At 67.7% G+C, this 17,576-nt stretch carries 15 protein-coding genes and 1 pseudogene; 9 read left to right on the top strand and 7 right to left on the bottom strand.

Annotated elements, in window-relative coordinates; translation table 11 throughout:
- Positions 1 to 138 precede the first annotated feature (138 nt).
- Both OXM57_05045 and OXM57_05040 read left to right on the top strand, forming a co-directional pair.
- A complete protein-coding gene (locus tag OXM57_05045; GenBank protein MDE0352034.1) occupies positions 139 to 816 on the top strand; it encodes a response regulator transcription factor in 678 nt (225 codons plus the stop codon).
- A complete protein-coding gene (locus tag OXM57_05040) occupies positions 816 to 2,267 on the top strand; it encodes a HAMP domain-containing sensor histidine kinase (GenBank protein ID MDE0352033.1) in 1,452 nt (483 codons plus the stop codon). Before OXM57_05045 ends, OXM57_05040 begins: the two co-directional genes overlap by 1 nt.
- An 11-nt stretch (positions 2,268 to 2,278) precedes the next feature.
- Here OXM57_05040 and OXM57_05035 read toward each other — a convergent pair whose 3' ends face one another.
- Both OXM57_05035 and OXM57_05030 read right to left on the bottom strand, forming a co-directional pair.
- On the bottom strand, positions 2,279 to 2,653 hold the full coding sequence (locus tag OXM57_05035; protein MDE0352032.1) for a hypothetical protein: 375 nt from the start codon (positions 2,651 to 2,653) through the stop codon (positions 2,279 to 2,281).
- 224 nt (positions 2,654 to 2,877) lie between these two features.
- Positions 2,878 to 4,794: a S9 family peptidase gene (locus OXM57_05030; GenBank protein MDE0352031.1), complete on the bottom strand. Its 1,917-nt coding sequence runs from the start codon at positions 4,792 to 4,794 to the stop codon at positions 2,878 to 2,880.
- Positions 4,795 to 5,113: 319 nt separating this feature from the next.
- On the opposite strand from OXM57_05030, the gene OXM57_05025 reads away from it, so the two are divergent.
- From OXM57_05025 to OXM57_05010, 4 genes are all read left to right on the top strand, one after another.
- The gene (locus tag OXM57_05025; GenBank protein ID MDE0352030.1) at positions 5,114 to 6,355 is read left to right on the top strand and encodes a CapA family protein; all 1,242 of its coding nucleotides are present in this window, start codon (positions 5,114 to 5,116) and stop codon (positions 6,353 to 6,355) included.
- A gap of 73 nt (positions 6,356 to 6,428) precedes the next feature.
- Positions 6,429 to 7,538 carry a Fic family protein gene (locus OXM57_05020; GenBank protein ID MDE0352029.1) on the top strand — a complete coding sequence of 370 codons (1,110 nt, stop codon included), beginning with the start codon at positions 6,429 to 6,431 and terminating at the stop codon, positions 7,536 to 7,538.
- A gap of 115 nt (positions 7,539 to 7,653) precedes the next feature.
- Entirely contained in the window at positions 7,654 to 8,538 is an 885-nt protein-coding gene (locus OXM57_05015; protein MDE0352028.1) for a DUF6282 family protein, read from the top strand.
- A gap of 101 nt (positions 8,539 to 8,639) precedes the next feature.
- Positions 8,640 to 9,323: a hypothetical protein gene (locus tag OXM57_05010; GenBank protein MDE0352027.1), complete on the top strand. Its 684-nt coding sequence runs from the start codon at positions 8,640 to 8,642 to the stop codon at positions 9,321 to 9,323.
- A 680-nt stretch (positions 9,324 to 10,003) separates the two neighbouring features.
- Here the strand turns inward: OXM57_05010 and OXM57_05005 are convergent.
- On the bottom strand, positions 10,004 to 10,480 hold the full coding sequence (locus OXM57_05005; GenBank protein ID MDE0352026.1) for a ribonuclease HI: 477 nt from the start codon (positions 10,478 to 10,480) through the stop codon (positions 10,004 to 10,006).
- A 278-nt stretch (positions 10,481 to 10,758) separates the two neighbouring features.
- On the opposite strand from OXM57_05005, the gene OXM57_05000 reads away from it, so the two are divergent.
- Positions 10,759 to 11,520: an SDR family oxidoreductase gene (locus OXM57_05000; protein ID MDE0352025.1), complete on the top strand. Its 762-nt coding sequence runs from the start codon at positions 10,759 to 10,761 to the stop codon at positions 11,518 to 11,520.
- A 102-nt stretch (positions 11,521 to 11,622) separates the two neighbouring features.
- Positions 11,623 to 12,342 (top strand): NYN domain-containing protein, encoded by a 720-nt coding sequence (locus OXM57_04995; GenBank protein MDE0352024.1) that lies wholly within the window; start codon positions 11,623 to 11,625, stop codon positions 12,340 to 12,342.
- Positions 12,343 to 12,479: 137 nt separating this feature from the next.
- On the opposite strand, the pseudogene OXM57_04990 reads toward OXM57_04995, so the two are convergent.
- Positions 12,480 to 12,764 (bottom strand): annotated as a pseudogene (locus tag OXM57_04990) (hypothetical protein).
- A gap of 18 nt (positions 12,765 to 12,782) precedes the next feature.
- The gene (locus OXM57_04985; protein MDE0352023.1) at positions 12,783 to 13,583 is read right to left on the bottom strand and encodes an S-layer homology domain-containing protein; all 801 of its coding nucleotides are present in this window, start codon (positions 13,581 to 13,583) and stop codon (positions 12,783 to 12,785) included.
- Between the two features lie 194 nt (positions 13,584 to 13,777).
- On the opposite strand from OXM57_04985, the gene OXM57_04980 reads away from it, so the two are divergent.
- Complete coding sequence (locus tag OXM57_04980) at positions 13,778 to 14,470, top strand: type 1 glutamine amidotransferase (GenBank protein ID MDE0352022.1); 693 nt, start codon at positions 13,778 to 13,780, stop codon at positions 14,468 to 14,470.
- 48 nt (positions 14,471 to 14,518) lie between these two features.
- Here OXM57_04980 and OXM57_04975 read toward each other — a convergent pair whose 3' ends face one another.
- Together OXM57_04975 and OXM57_04970 are read right to left on the bottom strand one after the other, a co-directional pair.
- Positions 14,519 to 16,735: an MMPL family transporter gene (locus OXM57_04975; protein ID MDE0352021.1), complete on the bottom strand. Its 2,217-nt coding sequence runs from the start codon at positions 16,733 to 16,735 to the stop codon at positions 14,519 to 14,521.
- Between the two features lie 144 nt (positions 16,736 to 16,879).
- Entirely contained in the window at positions 16,880 to 17,428 is a 549-nt protein-coding gene (locus OXM57_04970) for a peroxidase-related enzyme (GenBank protein ID MDE0352020.1), read from the bottom strand.
- Positions 17,429 to 17,576: the final 148 nt, after the last annotated feature.

Genomic DNA, 17,576 nt, shown 5'->3' with positions numbered 1-17,576 from the left:
AAGGCGGCGGAGAGCACGGCCGTGGCGGAGAAGGCGAGGGGGAACATGGCGCCGAGGGTGAGGGAGAGCACGGCGGCGGCAGCGAGGGCGAGGGAGAACACGGCGGCGGCTAGAGGGGAAGGAGGCTGGAGCTAACCGGTGAGCGGCAATGTGCTGATAATCGAGGACAACGAGAGGATCGCCGACTGGGTCCGCGTGTACTTCGAGCGGGCCGGGTTCTCCGCTGAGGTTGCTCATGACGGCGAGACCGGCCTGGCCCTGGCCCGTCGCCTGTTTCCCGACCTCGTGATCCTCGATCTGATGCTTCCCCGACTGGATGGAGTGGAGCTCTGCCGGATCCTGCGTAGCGAGTCGGACGTCCCCATAATCATGCTGACCGCCCGAGAAACGCCGGCCGAGCGGATCATCGGGCTGGAGAGCGGTGCCGACGACTACATCGTCAAGCCCTTCGACCCGGAGGAAGTGGTCGCCCGGGCCCGCGCGGTGCTCCGTCGCGTCAGGGACAGGGTCCAGCAGGTGCTGACACGCGGCCCCATCACGCTCAACGAGACCACCCGGAGCGTGACGGTGGACGGCGAGCCCGTGGCCCTCACCCAGGGCCAGATCGCCCTGCTGTCGACCTTCATGCGCCATCCCAACCAGGTCCTCACCCGCTACCAGCTGATCTGCCAGGCCTTCGGCTACGACTTCGACGGGTACGACCGCGCCATCGACAGCCAGGTCGCCCGCCTCCGGAAGAAGATCGGCCGGGAAGGCGGCGGGCCTATCGAGACCGTCTACGGGGCCGGCTACAGGTTCGTGGTGGAGGACGGCTGATGTCGCTCCGCTCGCGAATCATGGGCTCGATCGTCCTGGTCATAGTGCTGACCATCGTGGTCGGCGTCGGCATCGCCTACTACACCACCCAGGCCCGCCTCGATGTCTTCGTGGACCGGATAGGCAGGGACGAGGCGAGCCGGCTGGCCCGCAACCTGGGCCGGGAGTACGCCGCCACCGGTGGTTGGGAGACGGTCGAGCGGCCGCTGTCGGAGGCCGGATACATCGTCGATGGAACCCGGCGGACCGAGGGGTCCGAGCAAGGTGAACACGAATCCGAAGAGCTCTTCCACCAGGACCCGGTAAGGGTGGTCGTCACGGACGCCGATGGACGGGTGGTCAGGGACACTTTGTCCGAGTTGGCGCCCGGAACCGTTGCGCCCGATCTCGCAGGACGGAGCGAGACGGTGGTCGATCCACAAAGAGGCCTACCCGTGGGCCGGGTGTACGTGGACGTCGGCCATGACTTCCTGTCGACCGAGTCCCACGGGTTTCTCAGCACGGTCCTCTACATAATCCTGGCGGGCGGCGCGCTGACCGCCGCCGTCGGCATCCTGCTGGCCGCCTGGCTGTCGAAGCGGATCACGGCGCCGGTGACGGCGCTGACGGAGGCGACCCAGGCGATCGCCCAGGGTGACACGACCAGGCTTCCCGTCACCTCGTCGGACGAGCTGGGAAGGATGAGCGCCGCCTTCAACCGGATGACCTCGGCCCTTGAATCCCAGCGCAAGCTCCGCCGGCGCCTGATAAGCGATGTCTCCCACGAACTCAACACCCCGCTCAGCGTCATCCAGCTGGAGGCGCAGGGTCTCCGGGACGGCCTCCAGACGCCGGAGGACGCCTCCGACCACATCATCGGGGAGGTGGACCGGCTACGCGGCCTGGTCACCGATCTGGACTGGCTCGCCGAGACCGACCATGGAGAGCTGCGGGTGACCTTCCATCCATGCTCGGTCCGCGAGTTTCTGGGCGCTGAGGTGGATCGTTGGCGGCCGCGGTTCCAGGCCCGGCAGGTCGAGTTGTCGCTGCGGGCGTCTCCCGACCTCCCGCTGGTCGACATGGACCGGGTTCGCATGAGCCAGGCGCTGGGGAACGTCTTGAGCAACGCCGCCCGGTGCACCGAGGCCGGTGGCAGGGTTGCAATCGAAGCAGGAACCGAGAGTAACGGTTGGCTGGACATTGTAATTGCCGATAACGGGATCGGGATCGACGCCGCAGACCTGCCCCACGTCTTCGACCGCTTCTACCGGACCGATGGTTCGCGGAGTCGTGGGATAGGAGGCACGGGTCTGGGATTGGCCATCACCAGGGCCATTGTCCTGGCCCACGGAGGCACGGTCAGCGTGACGAGCGACGGACCCGGACGGGGAACCACCGTGACCGTTCGCCTCCCCGCGAATGGCCCGGAGCCAGGCCGACCCGAACCATCGCCGGTCTCCGGCGCCGGCTGACCGGCGACCGGCTACGAACCGCCTGCCGTAACCTTCTCCCTGGCGACAATCCTCTTCAACTCACCCTTGACCTCACCGAGATCGGCCACTACCCGGATGATGGTGCCACCCATGCCGTCCAAACGGGAGTCCATGCCGTCCAGACGGGAATTGGTCTGACGGAGACCTTGCTTCAACCCGGCCACCTCCCCCTCCAACCTCGCCTGACCGGTCTTCAAGTCGACCTGACCGTTCTCAACCCGGGTCAGGCGGGCATCCATCCCGGCCAAGACCTCATCCTGGTGGTCAAGGCGCCGGTTCAGGCCCTTCGTCGACCAAGCTATCACCCCCCAGAGGAAGCCCACCACGGCGACGAGCCCTCCCAAGTCAACGAGTTGTGAGTCCAATCACCCGCTCCTCCCCTCTCGATTCTAGAAGAAGCTGCCATGAAGCGCTACATATCTTATAGAAGCCTTAATCCATTATTAGATATGTAATCTAGTTTGCTTAGTGGCAAACATGGTTTCAGAACGCGGATTCACTTTATCACTCTTGTACATTGTGCCCATCACCGTGATCAACTACCGACCTCAGAATCCGTTCCGGCCGGCTTTCGGCGGCCCTTCTCTAGCTAGGACTCGGGGCCGAGGTACCGGCCGTGCCAGGCGAGGATGTGCTCGAAACGCTCCACCCGGTGGCGGGGCGCCCCGCTGCGGCTCAGTTCGTGTCCCTCGTCGGGGAAGCGGATCATCTCTACGTCGATCCCCTTGCGGAGAAGGGCGGTGAACAGCTGCTCGGCCTGGCCGATCGGGCAACGGAGGTCGTCCTCCGAATGGATGATGAGCGTCGGGGTGGTGATGTCGCCGGCGGTGGCGAGCGGGCTGGCCCCCCACAGCGCCTGATGATCCGCGGCGGTGGCGGGGTGCAGGTACAGGCCCGCGAAGTCACGGTTGATGTCGGACGTACCGCCGAACGACTCCCAGTCGATCAGGGCCCGCTCGACCACCGCCGAGCGGTACCGCCGGTCGCGGGCGATGGTCCACGCCGTGAGGAAGCCTCCGTAGGACCCCCCCATGATCCCGATACGGGACGGGTCGAGGCGCGTGTCACGGCGCAGGGCCTCGTCGACCACCGCGGTGATGTCCTCCACATCCACCCTGCCCCAGCCGTCACCGGTGACCGCCCGGAGCCACTCGTGGCCGCGGCCCTCCGAACCGCGCGGGTTGCATGCCACCACGGCGTAGCCGGCCGAGACGTAGACCTGGAACTCGTCGAAGAAGTAGAACCCGTACTCCGAGGCCGGGCCTCCATGGATGTTGAGCAACACGGGGAACGGGCCGTCGCCCTCGGGCGCGTAGAGCCAGGCGTCCACGTCGACGCCCGGGGCGCTCTCGACCTCGAAGCTGTCCGGACCGACCAGTCCGCCGGAGTCACGCATCTCCCGGTTGAAGTCGGTCAGGCGCCGTTCCTCCCCGCCGGGGGTCAGCTCGTAGAGCTCGCCCGGGCAGGTGGGATCGGTAGCTGTGAAGACCATCCTTCCGGATGCGGCCCTCGAGAGGCCCGTGATGTAGCGGTCGCCGCCCAGCACCGTCCGCACGCCGCCGCCGGGGCCGAAGGCGACCACGGAAGCCCGGCCGCGGTCCGCTATGGAGGCCAGGAAACCGTCCTCCAGCCAGATCGGTCTCTCCAGGGCGCCGGAGGTGAGCAGGTCGTTGAGACTCCGGTCCAGGTGCCCGGTGATGTCGGTAGCGGGTTCGTCGAGCCTCCACAGGGAGAAGACATACGGGTAGTCCGGCACCGGGTCGCCGATGCCGTACAGGTTGCCCGACGGGTCGTAGTCGACAGAGTCGAAACCCGACCGCCGGGCCCGCAGCGTCTCTCCGCCCCCGTCCACCTCCACCTCGACCACCTCGGAACCGCTCTCGAGAGACCGCGGGTTGTCGCGTCTGGTCACCATGGCCACCTTGGCGCCGTCCGGGGACCAGGCCGGCCCCGACTCGTGCTCGTCGGAGCAGCCGACCCGGCGCGGAGGACTCTCGCCGCCAGGATCGACCAGGTACGCGTAGGTCCGGCGGTCGTGGAACCAGCCCCTATTGTCCAGCCGGACGTCAAACCCGGTGACCCGCCGGGGTCTCCGTGACCGTTCGTCCTCCTCGAGGCCGGCCCACTCCCCGTGCCACTGGGTGCCCGTAACGAGTATCGAGCTGCTGTCGGGCGACCATGCCGGCGCGCCGGCGCCCAGTTCGAAGTCGGTGATCACGCGTGCTTCCCCGCCGTCGGAGGGCATGACCGCCAGCTGGGTGGGGTCCTTCTCTTCCTTGCCCTTCCTCACGAAGGCGAGGGTCCCGCCGTCGGGCGACCATCGCGGAGACGAGTCATTGGACCCGCCGGTGAACTGGCGCGCCTCACCGTCCCAGAGCCATATTGCCGACCTGTACAGGTCCTTCTCCAGGTCGATGGTGGTCACGACGAAGGCGATCCGGTGGCCGTCCGGGTGGATCTGCGGGTCGGACACCGAGGTGATGAGGGCGAGATCGGAAGGTTCCATAGCAGGCGAGGGTAGCTATCGCTCGGAGTTTCGCTCCCATATCCTGGCCCGCGGAGGCACTACCACGGTGGCAAGTGATCGGTTTGGACAAGATGACCCCGTCACCGTTCGACTCCCCCCGAGCTAGCCCATGCCCTCCCGCCGGCCATGAACGCCGCCCTGAAAAGCGGAAGCATCCGAACACGTGCCATAGCGCTCGTCCTGTGGCGGCTACCCCGCTACCGGGACAATCCGGCACGGCGGGTCACGCGACCACCACCGACGGGCCGCAGCCTGATCGCATACCATCAACAGCCCCTACAACCAACCCTCCACAAGGATGCCGAATCGCACAAGGGACCGGGAGAACTTCCCCGCCTGGGACGGACGCCGGGCCGGCGCGGCTCTGGTGGGGATGCTTGCCCTGGCTGCCATGGTCACCGGGCCGGGTGCGGGAGCGACTTCCCCGCTACAGCCCGAGGCGGTGGAGGTAACTTCGACCGCCGTCTCAGCTCCGGCCGGCGACAGTCCCCGCTCGTTCACGATCGCCGCCACCGGGGACCTGCTCATCCACAGCCCAATAGTCCGACGGGCGCGCACCGCCGACGGGTGGGACTTCACGCCGATGTTCCAACAGGTAGCTCCGATCCTGCGGGCGGCCGACCTGGCCGTGTGCCATGTCGAGACGCCCATGTCGCCCGACAACCGGAACCTGTCCACCTTCCCCCTGTTCAGCGTGCCCAACCACCTGGCCGATGCCATCGCCTACGCGGGATACGACACGTGCTCGCTGGCCTCCAACCACTCCCTCGACACCGGCATGAGAGGGGTGGCCGGCACCATCGATGCCCTCGACCGCGTCGGAGTCGCCCACACCGGCATGGCCCGCACCCCCGAGCAGCGCGCCGCGCTCAACCTGCTGGAGGTGAACGGGGCGACCGTGGCCCACCTCTCCTACACCTACGGGCTGAACACCGGAATGCTCCGTCCCGAGAACGCCCACCTGGCCAACATCATCGACGAGGTGGCCATCCTGCGGGAGGCCGGACGGGCGCGGGCCGCCGGAGCCGACTTCATCATCCTGTCCTTGCACTGGGGAACCGAGTTCAGGCGGATGCCCGACCGATACCAGACCGATCTCGGGCCCCGCCTTCTCGCCACCCCCGTCATCGATCTGATCATCGGCCACCACGCCCATGTGGTGCAGCCCGTGGACCGGATCGGAGCCGAGTACCTCGCCTACGGCCTGGGCAACTTCATCTCCTGGCAGTCCCCCCGGCGGGAGGGAGGCAAGCCCGGGACCCAGGACGGCATGATCCTCCGGCTGACCGTGAGGGAGGACCCGTCCACCGGCCGCTGGAGGGTGACCTGCGTCTCGCACACCCCGACCATGGTGAACCTGTACACATTCGAGATCGTCAACGCGCTCGACCCTGGAGGACCGCACAACCCCGCCGAGCTGGCGGCATCGGCAGCGGATACCGCCGAGGCCCTCGCCGCGCTCGGAACCACGGTTCGAGCACACTCCGGCCTGACACCCGACATAGCCGAATGGCACAGCCGCCTGCTGGGCCTCTGGTAAGGGCTTCATATACCCTGATGGACAGTTCGGGATCCTGATTTGCGGTGATTACTTGCTACATTCACCGCACATTATGCGGCGATCATGTATTCATGAGTATCCGGGATGGCCCCGACTCCGCTGGCGGGCGGACACGTTGGCGGACAACCTGGCTTCTGTCCGCTACAGACAGGGACGCTTGGTGGGCCGGATGCAGTCGTTGGGACACGACCTCCGGCAGGAGGCGACACTCGAGACCCTGACCCAGGACGTTCACAAGTCCAGCGACATCGAGGGTGAGCGGCTCGACCTGGAACAGGTCCGCTCGGCTGTCGGCCGTCGCCTCGGCATGGACATCGGCGGCCTCCGCCATGCGGAAGACGAGGTCGAGGGTGTAGTGGAGATGATGCTGGACGCGACCGGCAACTACGACCGGCCCCTGACAGTGGACCGGCTGTGGGGCTGGCAGGCCGCTCTCCTCCCGACCGGGCGCAGCCGGATGCGACCGATCATCGTGGGCGGCTGGCGTGACGACCGTACCGGACCGATGCAGGTGATCTCGGGGCCCATCGGCAAGGAGCGAGTGCACTTCGAAGCACCCCCGGCGGAGCGGATCGACAGCGAGATGGACGCTTTCCTCAGATGGTTCAACGAGCCTTCGGATGCTGACGAGATCCTCAGGGCGGCGATGGCGCACCTGTGGTTCGTGACCATCCATCCCTTCGACGACGGCAACGGACGCATCGCCCGGGCGATTGCTGACATGGCCCTCGCCCGCTCGGAGGACAGCTCACAACGCTTCTACAGCATGTCATCGCAGATCCGGGTGGAACGCCGCAGCTACTACCGGATCCTCGAGCGAACCCAGCAGGGAACACCGGACATCACGGAGTGGATGGAGTGGTTCCTGGCGTGCCTCGGCCGAGCCATCGACGGAGCCGAGACCACCCTCGCATCCGTGCTCACCAAAGCCCGCTTCTGGCAGCAGGTCGAAGGCGTCCCGCTCAATGCGCGCCAGCGGAGGGTTCTCGGCCGACTCCTGGACGGTTTCGAGGGCAAGCTGACCACCTCGAAGTGGGCGAAGCTAGCCAAATGCTCCCAGGACACCGCCCTGCGCGACATAACAGCCCTGGCAGACCGCGGAATCCTCGTCCGAAGCTCCGCACGGGGTCGTAGCACCAGCTACTCGCTTCACTCGGGTTGAGCCGCTACGCCTCCCTGTAGCATCCGGCGAGGGTTGCCGGACACCCCGAGACCCCTTCTCGGGAGCCCGCGGCCCGATAGGAACCGGCCGGATACGGGCAAGCAGGAGGCGATCCGTGCAGCGAAGGGATCTGGAGTTGCTCCGCGGAGCGATCGACATGCACGCCCACAGCGCTCCCTCCCTGTTTCCCCGCCCCATCACGGACCATGACCTGGGCCGCTTGGCACTCGACTACGGCATGCGCGGCTTCGTCATGAAGGACCATGACAGCGCCACGTTCCACCGCGCCGCTCACCTCAAACGCTCCATGCCCGGCATCGACCCCATCGGCGCCATCGTGCTGAACCGTTCGGTCGGCGGCATCGACCCGTATGTGGTGGAGGCCGCCCTCCAGTACGGGGCCAGGGTGGTATGGATGCCCACCAACCACTCGAAGCATCACGATGACTACTACGGAACCCCGGACTACCCGCAACTGGGCCGCCGGCAGCCGCAACTCCCGGGTCCGGGTGTCACCGTCCTCGATGGGAACGGCTGCCTAACCGGCGACGCCAGGACGGTGATCAGGCTGGTGGCCGAGGCGGGCGCGTGCCTGTGCACCGGCCATCTCAGCCTCGAGGAGACCCGCCTGGTGGCCGCGGAGGCCAACCGGGTGGGACTCGAGAGGCTGCTGGTCACCCACGTGAACTTGAGCTTGACCAAGTACGACCTCGACGTCCAGCGGGAGTTGGTCGCATGCGGTGCCTACCTCGAGATCGTCGCCGTCACCTGCGTGTCGGAGTTGTTCGGCGAGCAGACCCCGGCGGAGCTGGCTCCGATCATCGAAGCCCATGCCGGAGAGCGGCTGATCCTCAGCTCGGATCTGGGCCAGGCCTCGGGACCGCCGCATCCGGAGGGGATGCGCATGCTTCTCCGCTCGCTTCTTGATGAGGGTGTGGACTACGGCGCCCTGGAGAAGATGACCAAGGAGAACCCGGCGTTCCTGACCGGCCTGGGTTGAGGGGATACCTTTCTCGGGGCCGGACCGTGACCTGCCGGGACAGCACAGCTAGCAGGCGCTTCCAATTAGCATCGGAAGGGCCGCAGCCGGGGAGATCGGACATGGAGCGGAGCGAGGCCGAAACGGCATTGAGCACGGTCGAGGAGCAGTTCGACTCGGACCCCGCGGCTGGGCTGGCCGGATCGGGCTTCTGGAAGGTCGTCTCCGCCGCCAAGCAGAGCCCGGACCTGGCGATGGAGTTCGCCGGGCGGATCGCCGCCATCGATCGCACCGCCTTCGAGCGGTGGGCAATGCTCACCGTCCCCCTCGGATTGGGCACCCTCTCCGCCCTGGTGGGAACTGTGGTGGGGCTGGTGCTGGTCGGCCTGGCATACAGCACGCCCGATCCGTGGAACGGATTGCTCCTCCTGGCCGGGGCCGGCGTCATGCTGGTGACCACCCACGGCCTGGCCCACCTGGTGGTGGGCCGGCTGGCGGGGATACGCTTCACCCACTGGTTCATCGGCACTATCGCTCGACCGCAGCCGGGCGTTAAGACCGACTACGCCACCTACCTGACCACCGATGCCAGGCGGCGGGCCTGGATGCACGCCTCCGGCGCCCTGATGACCAAGGTCCTGCCCTTCGCCCTCCTCCCCGCCGCCCTGATAGCCGGAGTCCCCACCTGGGCCACGATCCTCCTGGTGGTAATAGGCGTGGTGTCGATCATCACCGACATCCTCTGGTCCACAAAGGTCGGCGACTGGAAAAAGTTCCGCCGCGAGATGTCCTTCACCAAGCCCTAACCCCCGGCCCCGTCCCCCAAGCTCCGAGCCTCAGGATCAGAGCGTCACCAGCGGTGCCCTACGCCTCAAGTTCGCAAACCCCAGCTCTCGAGGCTGACAACGTCACCCACGGTGCTGCGTTCCTCAGGATCCGAACGTCTTACACCGCGCCATGAACCTAAGGCTCAGAACGTGCTCTACCGCGCTGTGAACCTAAGGTTCAGAGCCACACCCACCCCACCCACCAACCTAAGGCACAGGGCGTCATATCTGGTGCGGTGAACCTGAGGATCAGGGCGTCATATTTGGTGCCCTGTGCATCAAGAACCGAGACCCGGGGCAAAACTCGCGAAAACCGGTGCTCCGCACCGGGCCCTCCCCCGCCACCACCTGTCCTTGGCTTGGAGCGTGGTCGGCCATGCCCGGCTGGATGCCGGGTGGCATGACGGTTCGCTCCATGAAGCCTTGTTTGTTCCCTCCGGGCCGGCCGGACCGATCGATGTAAGCCTTCAGGCCGGTGTAGGTGCTTGGCGACAGGCAACGTATCGCGGGGGTGTGACACGTTCAGTCCCCCGTTGATTTCGCCGAGGCGGATCCACCCTCGGTGGGGAGGATCGTTCTCTGGGTGGGCCGGACCATCCAGCATGCGTCACGGTGTCCGGGCAGGCCTCAGGGAACGGGTACGGAGCGAGCCTGGGGAGTCATGACCACTCGCCACCCCGGCTGCGGGCGGCTAGATGGCCGGGAGGTGGCTGACCCTCGCCCTCGGCGCCTTGCTGGGTCACCGACGCCTGGACGGCCAACCGGTCGGCCAGGTCGTTCCACCGGTCGCCCCCGTGTCCCTTCACCCAGCGGAAGGTGATCGGCCTGGACCGGTAGAGGTCGACCAGTGGCTCCCAGAGGTCACGGTTCGCCACCGGCTGCTTCTTGGTGTTCGTCCAGCCGCGGGCGAGCCAACCCTTCCACCAGCCCTGCCGGAAGCAGTTCACGACATACGCCGAATCGCTCACGACCTCCACCGCGCCTTCGATGGTCCGCACCGCGTCCAGGGCGGCCGCCAGCTCCATGCGCTGGTTGGTGGTGTGTGGCTCGGCGCCGCTCCGGTAGCGGCCTCCGGGGATCACCCAGGCCCATCCTCCCGGTCCGGGATTCCCGGAACAGGCACCGTCGGTGTACACGACCGTGCGGTCCCGTGGCCGCGCTCCCCTGTCCCCAGCGGGCCCGCGCGAGGACCGGGTCCGGTTGCCCTGATCGGGTCTGGTGCTGCGTTCGGCCACGCCTCGAATCCTCCGGTCGCGTCCTGGCCACGCACCATGATGGCATCGAGCCCGCAGAATCCGGTGCTCCGTCCCGGATCGAGGCCAAGGCACCCAAAGAACCGCCGTGCCGACTTTCCGGTCTGGCCTACGGCCGGGTAGCGTCGGGCGCAGCAGGCAGGAAGGCAAGGAAGGACGGTATGGACCTCAACGGAGCTGTGGCGGTGGTGACCGGAGGGGCTTCGGGCCTCGGGGCGGCAGCCGCCCGGGCGCTGGCCGCCGAGGGCGCGAAGGTGGCGATCCTCGACGTCAACGACGACCTCGGCGGGGCGGTCGCCGGCGAGCTGGGCGGCATCTTCGCCCATTGTGACGTGACCAGCGAGGATGACATGGTGGCCGGGGTCGACGCGGCCGCCGGGCTGGGCGAGATACGGGTGGTCGTCAACTGCGCCGGAATCGGACCGCCCTGCCGGACCCTCGCCCGGGACGGGACCCCCCACTCCCTGGCCCAGTTCCGCAAGGTGATCGACATCAACCTGGTGGGGACCTTCAACACGATCCGGGTCGCCGCCTCGGCGATGATGGGGAACGAGCCCGACGAGCACAACGACCGGGGCGCCATCATCAACACGGCCTCGGTGGCCGCCTACGACGGCCAGATCGGCCAGGCCGCCTACTCGGCGTCCAAGGGCGGGATCGTGGGGATGACCCTGCCGATCGCCAGGGATCTCTCCGTTCTGGGGATCCGGGTCAGCACCATCGCCCCCGGGATCATCGACACCCCCCTCCTGGCCGGCCTGCCCGAGCCGGCCAAGGAGTCGCTGGGCCGCCAGGTCCTCCACCCCAAGCGCCTGGGCCGTCCGGACGAGTACGCCAAGGTGGTGATGTTCCTGGTCACCCACCGGTACATGAACGGCGAGACCATCCGCATGGACGGCGGGATCAGGATGGCGCCCAAGTAGGGCCCGAGTAGGGACGTGCCGGCGCCTAGCGGCAGCGATATCTAGGCTGAACTCCCTCAGTAAGGAGAATCAACCAAGGTGACCCAGGAAGATGCTCAGTACATGGCAAGGCGTGCATCACGCTCGGGCCAGATAGCACTGCTCATCGACGGCGACAATGCGCAGCCCTCTCTCATAGAGGACATCCTGGCCGAGGTCGCCAAGTACGGGATCGTGACGACCCGGCGCATCTACGGGGACTGGACGCTGCCTCAAATGTCCTCGTGGAAGAAGGGTCTGCAGACCTTTGCCATCCAGCCGATACAGCAGTTCCGTTACACGGTGGGTAAGAACGCTACGGACAGTGCCTTGATCATCGATGCGATGGACCTGCTGCACGCCGGATCCGTTGACGGCTTCTGCATAGTCTCCAGCGACAGCGACTACACCCGCCTGGCCACGAGAATCCGCGAACAGGGCCTGTTCGTCATGGGTATAGGCCAGAGGCAGACGCCGAACTCTCTGGTCAACGCATGCGAGATCTTCGTCTACACCGAGAACCTGAAGGCGCCCGAGCAGCCCGCCACCAACCAGGACAAATCTCCGGGTCCCACGAAATGGATCGTGACCGCTAGGCGAGCCATAGAGGCTGTTCTTGACGAGGACGGCTGGGCCAACATCGGGGCGGTCGGGAGCCAGATACGGAAGCTGGACCCCGCGTTCGACTACCGCAGTTACGGGCACTCGCGGTTGTCCCCTCTCATCAAGTCCCGGCCCGACAAGTTCAGGACTGAAGAGCGGATACTCGGTGGGCACAAGCAGATATACATAAGAAACAGGTGAGGCGGATCGAGCCGGTTTCGCAAGCCCTTCCGGTTGCCCGACCCGGCGGACCAACGGCTCCGGGCACTCCTGCCTGCCGGTAGGCCCGGCCGGGGCCTTCTCCCGACATTCCCTCCCCACCGGCAACCGATGGGCCGCTAGTCCAGGCCGTCCACCAGCCTCTGGAACCTGCTGGTGGAGAAGAGGCTGGGAGCCTGCTCCACCCGGTTGCCGTGCTTGTCGACCAGGAGCGCCCTGGACGTGTAGGGGCTGCCGTAGTGCCTCCGGACGGTATCCGAGCTGTCCCAGAGGTTGGTGAAGGTGAGCCGGTACGTGCTCACGAAGCTCCTAGCCTCGCCCAGATTGTTCCATGTCCGCGGGTTGATGCCCACCACGTTGACCTTGTCGGCATTCTCTCGAGCGAACCGCTCGACCTCGGGGGCGTGCCCCCGGCAAGTGGGTCACCACTCGGCCCAGAACCAGAACATGACCGCCTTGTCGCCGGTGAACAGCGACCGGAGCTCCACGGTGTCGCCGGTGGAAACGTCGGTCAGGCTGACATCTGGGACATCGTCGCTGATCCCGGCCTCCTCTTGCTGTTTCAGCAATGCCCGGTGCAGGAAGGTGGCCATCTCGCCCCGTTTGACGGACTGGCCGGGGCAGTAGCGGAGCGGATCGTCCGCGCAGCCGGCGGTGACGCCGGCCGCGAACAGGGCGTCGATGTCGGCTCCGTGCATGCTGCCCACGTCCACGTCGGTGAACCCGGCCGACGACTCGGCGGGTTCGAGATCGAAGGCGCGGACCAGGAAGCTGGCCATCTCGGCCCGGGTTACGGTCCCGTCCGGGCAATAGCGGAGCGGTTCAGTTCTGCATCCCTTGGTGATCTCCCGGTCGGCGAGTTCCTCCACGTAGGGGGACCACCACGAGGCGGCGTCGACGTCCGCGAAGCGGGAGGACCCGGTCGTGGTGACCTCGCCACCGAGCGCCCGGATCAGCCAGACGGCCATCACCCACCGCTTCATCGGGTCGCCGGGACAGAAGAGGCCGTCCTCGCAAAGGGTGTCCTCGAACAGGCCCATCTCCGCGAGGGCGTTGATGGCTGGCTCGTGCACGTTGCCCTCCGGCACGTCGGTGAAGCCTCCGACGGCGCCGGTGGCGGCCGGCGCCGGAGAAGTCGCGGCGACCACCAGCGCGAGCGCGACCAACCCCACCAGGGCCGGCCGGCGCCGGCTGAGGGAGGCGGAACGCTCGGCTGCTGTCACTGATTCTCCCCGGTCTTCGGGACCCGGCTCATGATACTTCCCACCGGCCCCAATTGACCCAAGGGCGAATCAATGCCAGGTCTCGAATCACAGGGAGCATGACGCCTCCGAGGCTCCGTGACCGCCGATCCCGGCTCCTGCCGGGTGCAACCATCGGTCCTGACTCTCCACGGCGGCGCGATAGACTCCGGCCGATGGGGAGGATGGTGGTGATCAGGCACACCCACGAGTCCCTGGGCAGGCTGGCCGAGCGCCTGGAGCATGCCGGGATGGAGTGGGAGGAGATCATTGTGATCGACGGGGACCCGCTCCCACGGGCCGAGGACGTGGACGTCCTGGTGATGACTGGCGGCCGCATGGGCGCCTACGACACGGACGAGTTTCCCTACCTGGTCGACGAGATGCGCCTGGTGCGCGAGCTGGTGGAGCGGGACGTTCCCGTGCTGGGGATATGCCTCGGATCCCAGCTGCTGGCCGCCGCCCTGGGGGGCCGGGCCTATCTGGCCGACCGTCCGGAGGTCGGCGCGGTCCCGGTGAAGCTCACCGAAGCCGGTTACCGCCACCCGGTGGTGTCGAAAGTGGCCGGACGGAGGGTGTTCGAGATGCACCAGGACACCTTCGACCTGCCTCCCGGCAGCGTGCTGCTGGCCCGGTCCGACCGGTATCCCCAGGCCTTCGAGCTGGGGTCGGCGCTGGCCATCCAGTTCCATCCCGAGGCGCACAACTCCGCGGCCAACAGGTGGGCCAACCACGGTGCCCGCTGGATGGTGGAGCGGGCGGGCAGCAACCCGGAGGAGTTCGCGGTCGGCATGGAGGACGCCCGGGCGGAGCTGAACGAGGGTTCCTACCAGCTGTTCGACGCGTGGATCGCCGGCCTGGGCGAGTAAGGGGAGAAAACCCCCTGCCTGATGGGCCGATCCGCCGGGCCGGCGCCGTCAGGCCGTGATCCGGGAGGGCCACCAGTTCCACCGGCCCAGCAGGGAGACCACGGCCGGAACTATCAGGGTGCGGGTGATGAAGGTGTCCATCAGCACCCCGATCGCCACCCCGAACCCGAGTTGCAGCAGGTCCTGGAGCGGCAGGGTCATCAGCGCCGAGAAGGTGCCGGCGAGGATGAGCCCGGCGGAGGTGATGACCGGCCCGGTGCGCGCCAGGGCATGGCGGGTCGCCTCCCTGAGCGGGGCCGTCCGGGCCTCCTCGCGGATGCGCGACATGAGGTAGATGTTGTAGTCGACGCTCAGCGCGTTCAGGAACACGAAGAGGAAGAACGGGACGGCGGGACCCAGCCCGGTGTGGCCGGCCAGGACGATGAACACCACCACCACGAGCCCGAGCGTCGCGAAGTAGGTGAAGGCGATCGTCACCATCAGGTAGAGCGGGGCGATGAGCGAGCGCAGCAGCAGGGCCAGGACCACTCCGATGGCCAGGAGGATCAGGGGAAGCACGACCACCGAATCCCTGTTGCCCGCCGTGCGGGTGTCGTAGGCCTCGGCCGTGTCCCCGCCCACCAGCACGCTCCCGGCGGCCAGGCCCAGGGCCGAAGCCTGCTGGCGGGCGAGGGCCCGCAACTCGGGTACCGCATCCAGGGCCTCCCCGGAGAAGGGTTCCTCCACGAGCACCACTTCGATACGGCCTGCTCCCCCGTCGGCGGAGACGAACCGGCGCCCGCTCCCCTCCGGCAGTCGGGAGATGTCCGGCCCCCGTATCCCCAACGGTCTGCTCGGACCGGAGACGTCGGCCACGGCCGGGTGGCCGGCGAGTTCCAGCGTGAGGACATCCAGCTGCTCGAGCACGGCAGGATCGAGGGCGCCGGCGCCCGGGGGCAGGGAGACGTAGACCTGGGTGGGAGAGAGCTCGCCGGCCGGGAACCCGCCCCGCAACAGTTCGAAGCTGCGGACCGATTCCGTATTGGACGGCAGCCGGTCGAGCTGGTCGTAGTTGGCCCGGAACGGGACCAGGCCCGCCACCAGCACCGCCAGGCCCACCCCCGTCACGACCAGGGTCAGGACTGGCCTGCCCAGAACGACCCCGCCAATCCGGCCGTAGACGCTGCGCCGCCAGTCTGTCCGCTCCGTGGCGCCGGCCTGCAGGCGGGGCTGCGCGGGCCAGAAGGCGCGCCGGCCGAAGATGGTCAGCACCGCCGGAATGAGGGTCAGGGCGGCCAGCATCATCAGCGCCACCGCCAGCGCGATGATGGGGCCGAGCGCCTGGTAGGAGCGCAGCGTGGCGAGCCCGAGCGCCGCGCACGCGACCAGGATCGTCGCCCCGGCCGAGGCGACCGCGCCGCCGACGCCGCGCATGGTCAGCCTCATCGCCTCGTGGCGGTCGTCATGGCGCGTCAGCTCCTCCCGGAAACGCGCCGAGACGAACAGCACGTAGTCGGTGCCGGTGCCGAAGAGGACCACCGTCATGATGCCGGTCGTCTGCCCCGAGATGGGGATCCCGAAGCGGAGGGCGTACCAGGCCGCTATGGCCCCGGCCATCTGGAAGACCAGCCCCACCCCCAGCAGCGGGATGGCGGCCATGACCGGAGAGCGGTAGATGATCACCAGCAGCACCAGCACCAGCAGGACGGTCACTACCAGGAGCAGCGTGTCGATCTGCGTGAACACCCCGACCAGGTCGACGATGAGGCCTCCGGGCCCGCCCACGGCGACCTCGACGCCGCCCAGATCGAACGCCGCCGATCGGTCCCGTATCGCCTGGACCGTGTCGAGGAAGGCCGGGTCGGCAGGCTCGCCGGCCACCTCCGCAAAGACGTACATGGTGGTGCCGTCGGGCGACACCAGGCCGGTCCTCTGCCCCATGACCGGGTCGGGGCTGAGAACCTGGCCCACGTTGTCCGGCGCCGCCGGGCCGGACAGCCAGGCGGCCAGCTCGGCCGCCGCCGCGTAGGCGGCAGGCCCCAGGCCCCCGGATTCGCGGAACACGACCAGGACCGGCGTGCCGGCCGCCGGGAAGCGTTCCTGGGCGAACCGGTACGCCCGGGTGGCCTCGGCGTCCCTGGGCAGGAAGAGGGCCTGCTCGTTCTCGTTGGCGTCCGCCAGCATCGGGAGCTGCGAGATCAGCGCGCCGGCGGCCGCCAGCCAGACAATGAGCGTCACCCACTTGCCGCGGCGGCTGCAGGCGAAATCGGTGAGACGGCCGAGCACTACCGGTCCCCCAGGGGCACTCCGGCCGGGCGGCGGCCGAGGCTGGTGGTTCCGGCGCTCATCACCGAACGATGCTAACGAGGCCCCCGGATCTTGTTCCTGCTGCCGGCGGGGGAACGAGCGCGCCTGCCGGCTCCGGGTGGGTCAGTCGGGGATCCAGGATTCGGTCTCGATGCCGAGACCGTCGGCGACCCGGTTGGCGTAGGCGTAGTAGCCGACCACCTCGACTATGTCGAGGATGTCACGATCGGAGAAACCGGCCGATCGCAGGGCCTCTACGTCCGCTCCGTCCATTGCGGCGGGCGTGGTGGTCAGCTTGACGGCGAACCTCAGCATCGACCGCCGCTTGGGCGACAGGTCGGCGGCTGTCCAGTCCTGTTCGATCGCCTCGACCAGCTCATCGTCCTTGATCAGGCGGCGCAGACCGCGCCGGTGGTGGACGACTCAGTAGTGGCAGTCGTTCTCGAGGCTCACCACCAGGGCGATGAGCTCCCGCTCGACCTTGCGGAGGGTCGCGGTGCCGGCCATCGCCGACTCGTAGAGGCGCAGGTGCGCAGCCATGCCGCGGGGGTTGAGCGAGTGCACGGCCATGATGTTGTCGACCCGCCCGTATGCGGGATCGACGACCCGTGGATAGAGATCGCCGAGCTCACCATCCCAGGAATCGTCGGGAATGACCTCGATACGCGCCATCTATCCAGCGTTCCACACCACCCGACACTCCGCAAGTCCGTGACGACCGGCTGTCGGACGGTGGGTGGACCCCTCCCGTTCAACTGGCCTCGGTGTGTCCCGATCCGGTCCGGAGGTTCACCCGACTCCGCACTCCTGGGACAGACGC

The organism is bacterium (assembly GCA_028820935.1).
Lineage (GTDB): Bacteria > Actinomycetota > Acidimicrobiia > Spongiisociales > Spongiisociaceae > Spongiisocius.
The sequence above is the reverse complement of the archived record's forward strand: the minus strand, read 5'-3'. Positions and strand labels throughout refer to the sequence as shown.

Bases quoted from the DNA above. Each gene is read 5' to 3' on its own strand.
- OXM57_04995 (MDE0352024.1), top strand. From the start codon at position 11,623: ATGGCAAGGCGTGCATCACGCTCGGGCCAGATAGCACTGCTCATCGAC.
- OXM57_05025 (MDE0352030.1), top strand. From the start codon at position 5,114: ATGCCGAATCGCACAAGGGACCGGGAGAACTTCCCCGCCTGGGACGGA.
- OXM57_05000 (MDE0352025.1), top strand. From the start codon at position 10,759: ATGGACCTCAACGGAGCTGTGGCGGTGGTGACCGGAGGGGCTTCGGGC.
- OXM57_04980 (MDE0352022.1), top strand. From the start codon at position 13,778: ATGGGGAGGATGGTGGTGATCAGGCACACCCACGAGTCCCTGGGCAGG.
- OXM57_05040 (MDE0352033.1), top strand. From the start codon at position 816: ATGTCGCTCCGCTCGCGAATCATGGGCTCGATCGTCCTGGTCATAGTG.
- OXM57_05020 (MDE0352029.1), top strand. From the start codon at position 6,429: ATGCGGCGATCATGTATTCATGAGTATCCGGGATGGCCCCGACTCCGC.
- OXM57_05010 (MDE0352027.1), top strand. From the start codon at position 8,640: ATGGAGCGGAGCGAGGCCGAAACGGCATTGAGCACGGTCGAGGAGCAG.
- OXM57_05030 (MDE0352031.1), bottom strand. From the start codon at position 4,794: ATGGAACCTTCCGATCTCGCCCTCATCACCTCGGTGTCCGACCCGCAG.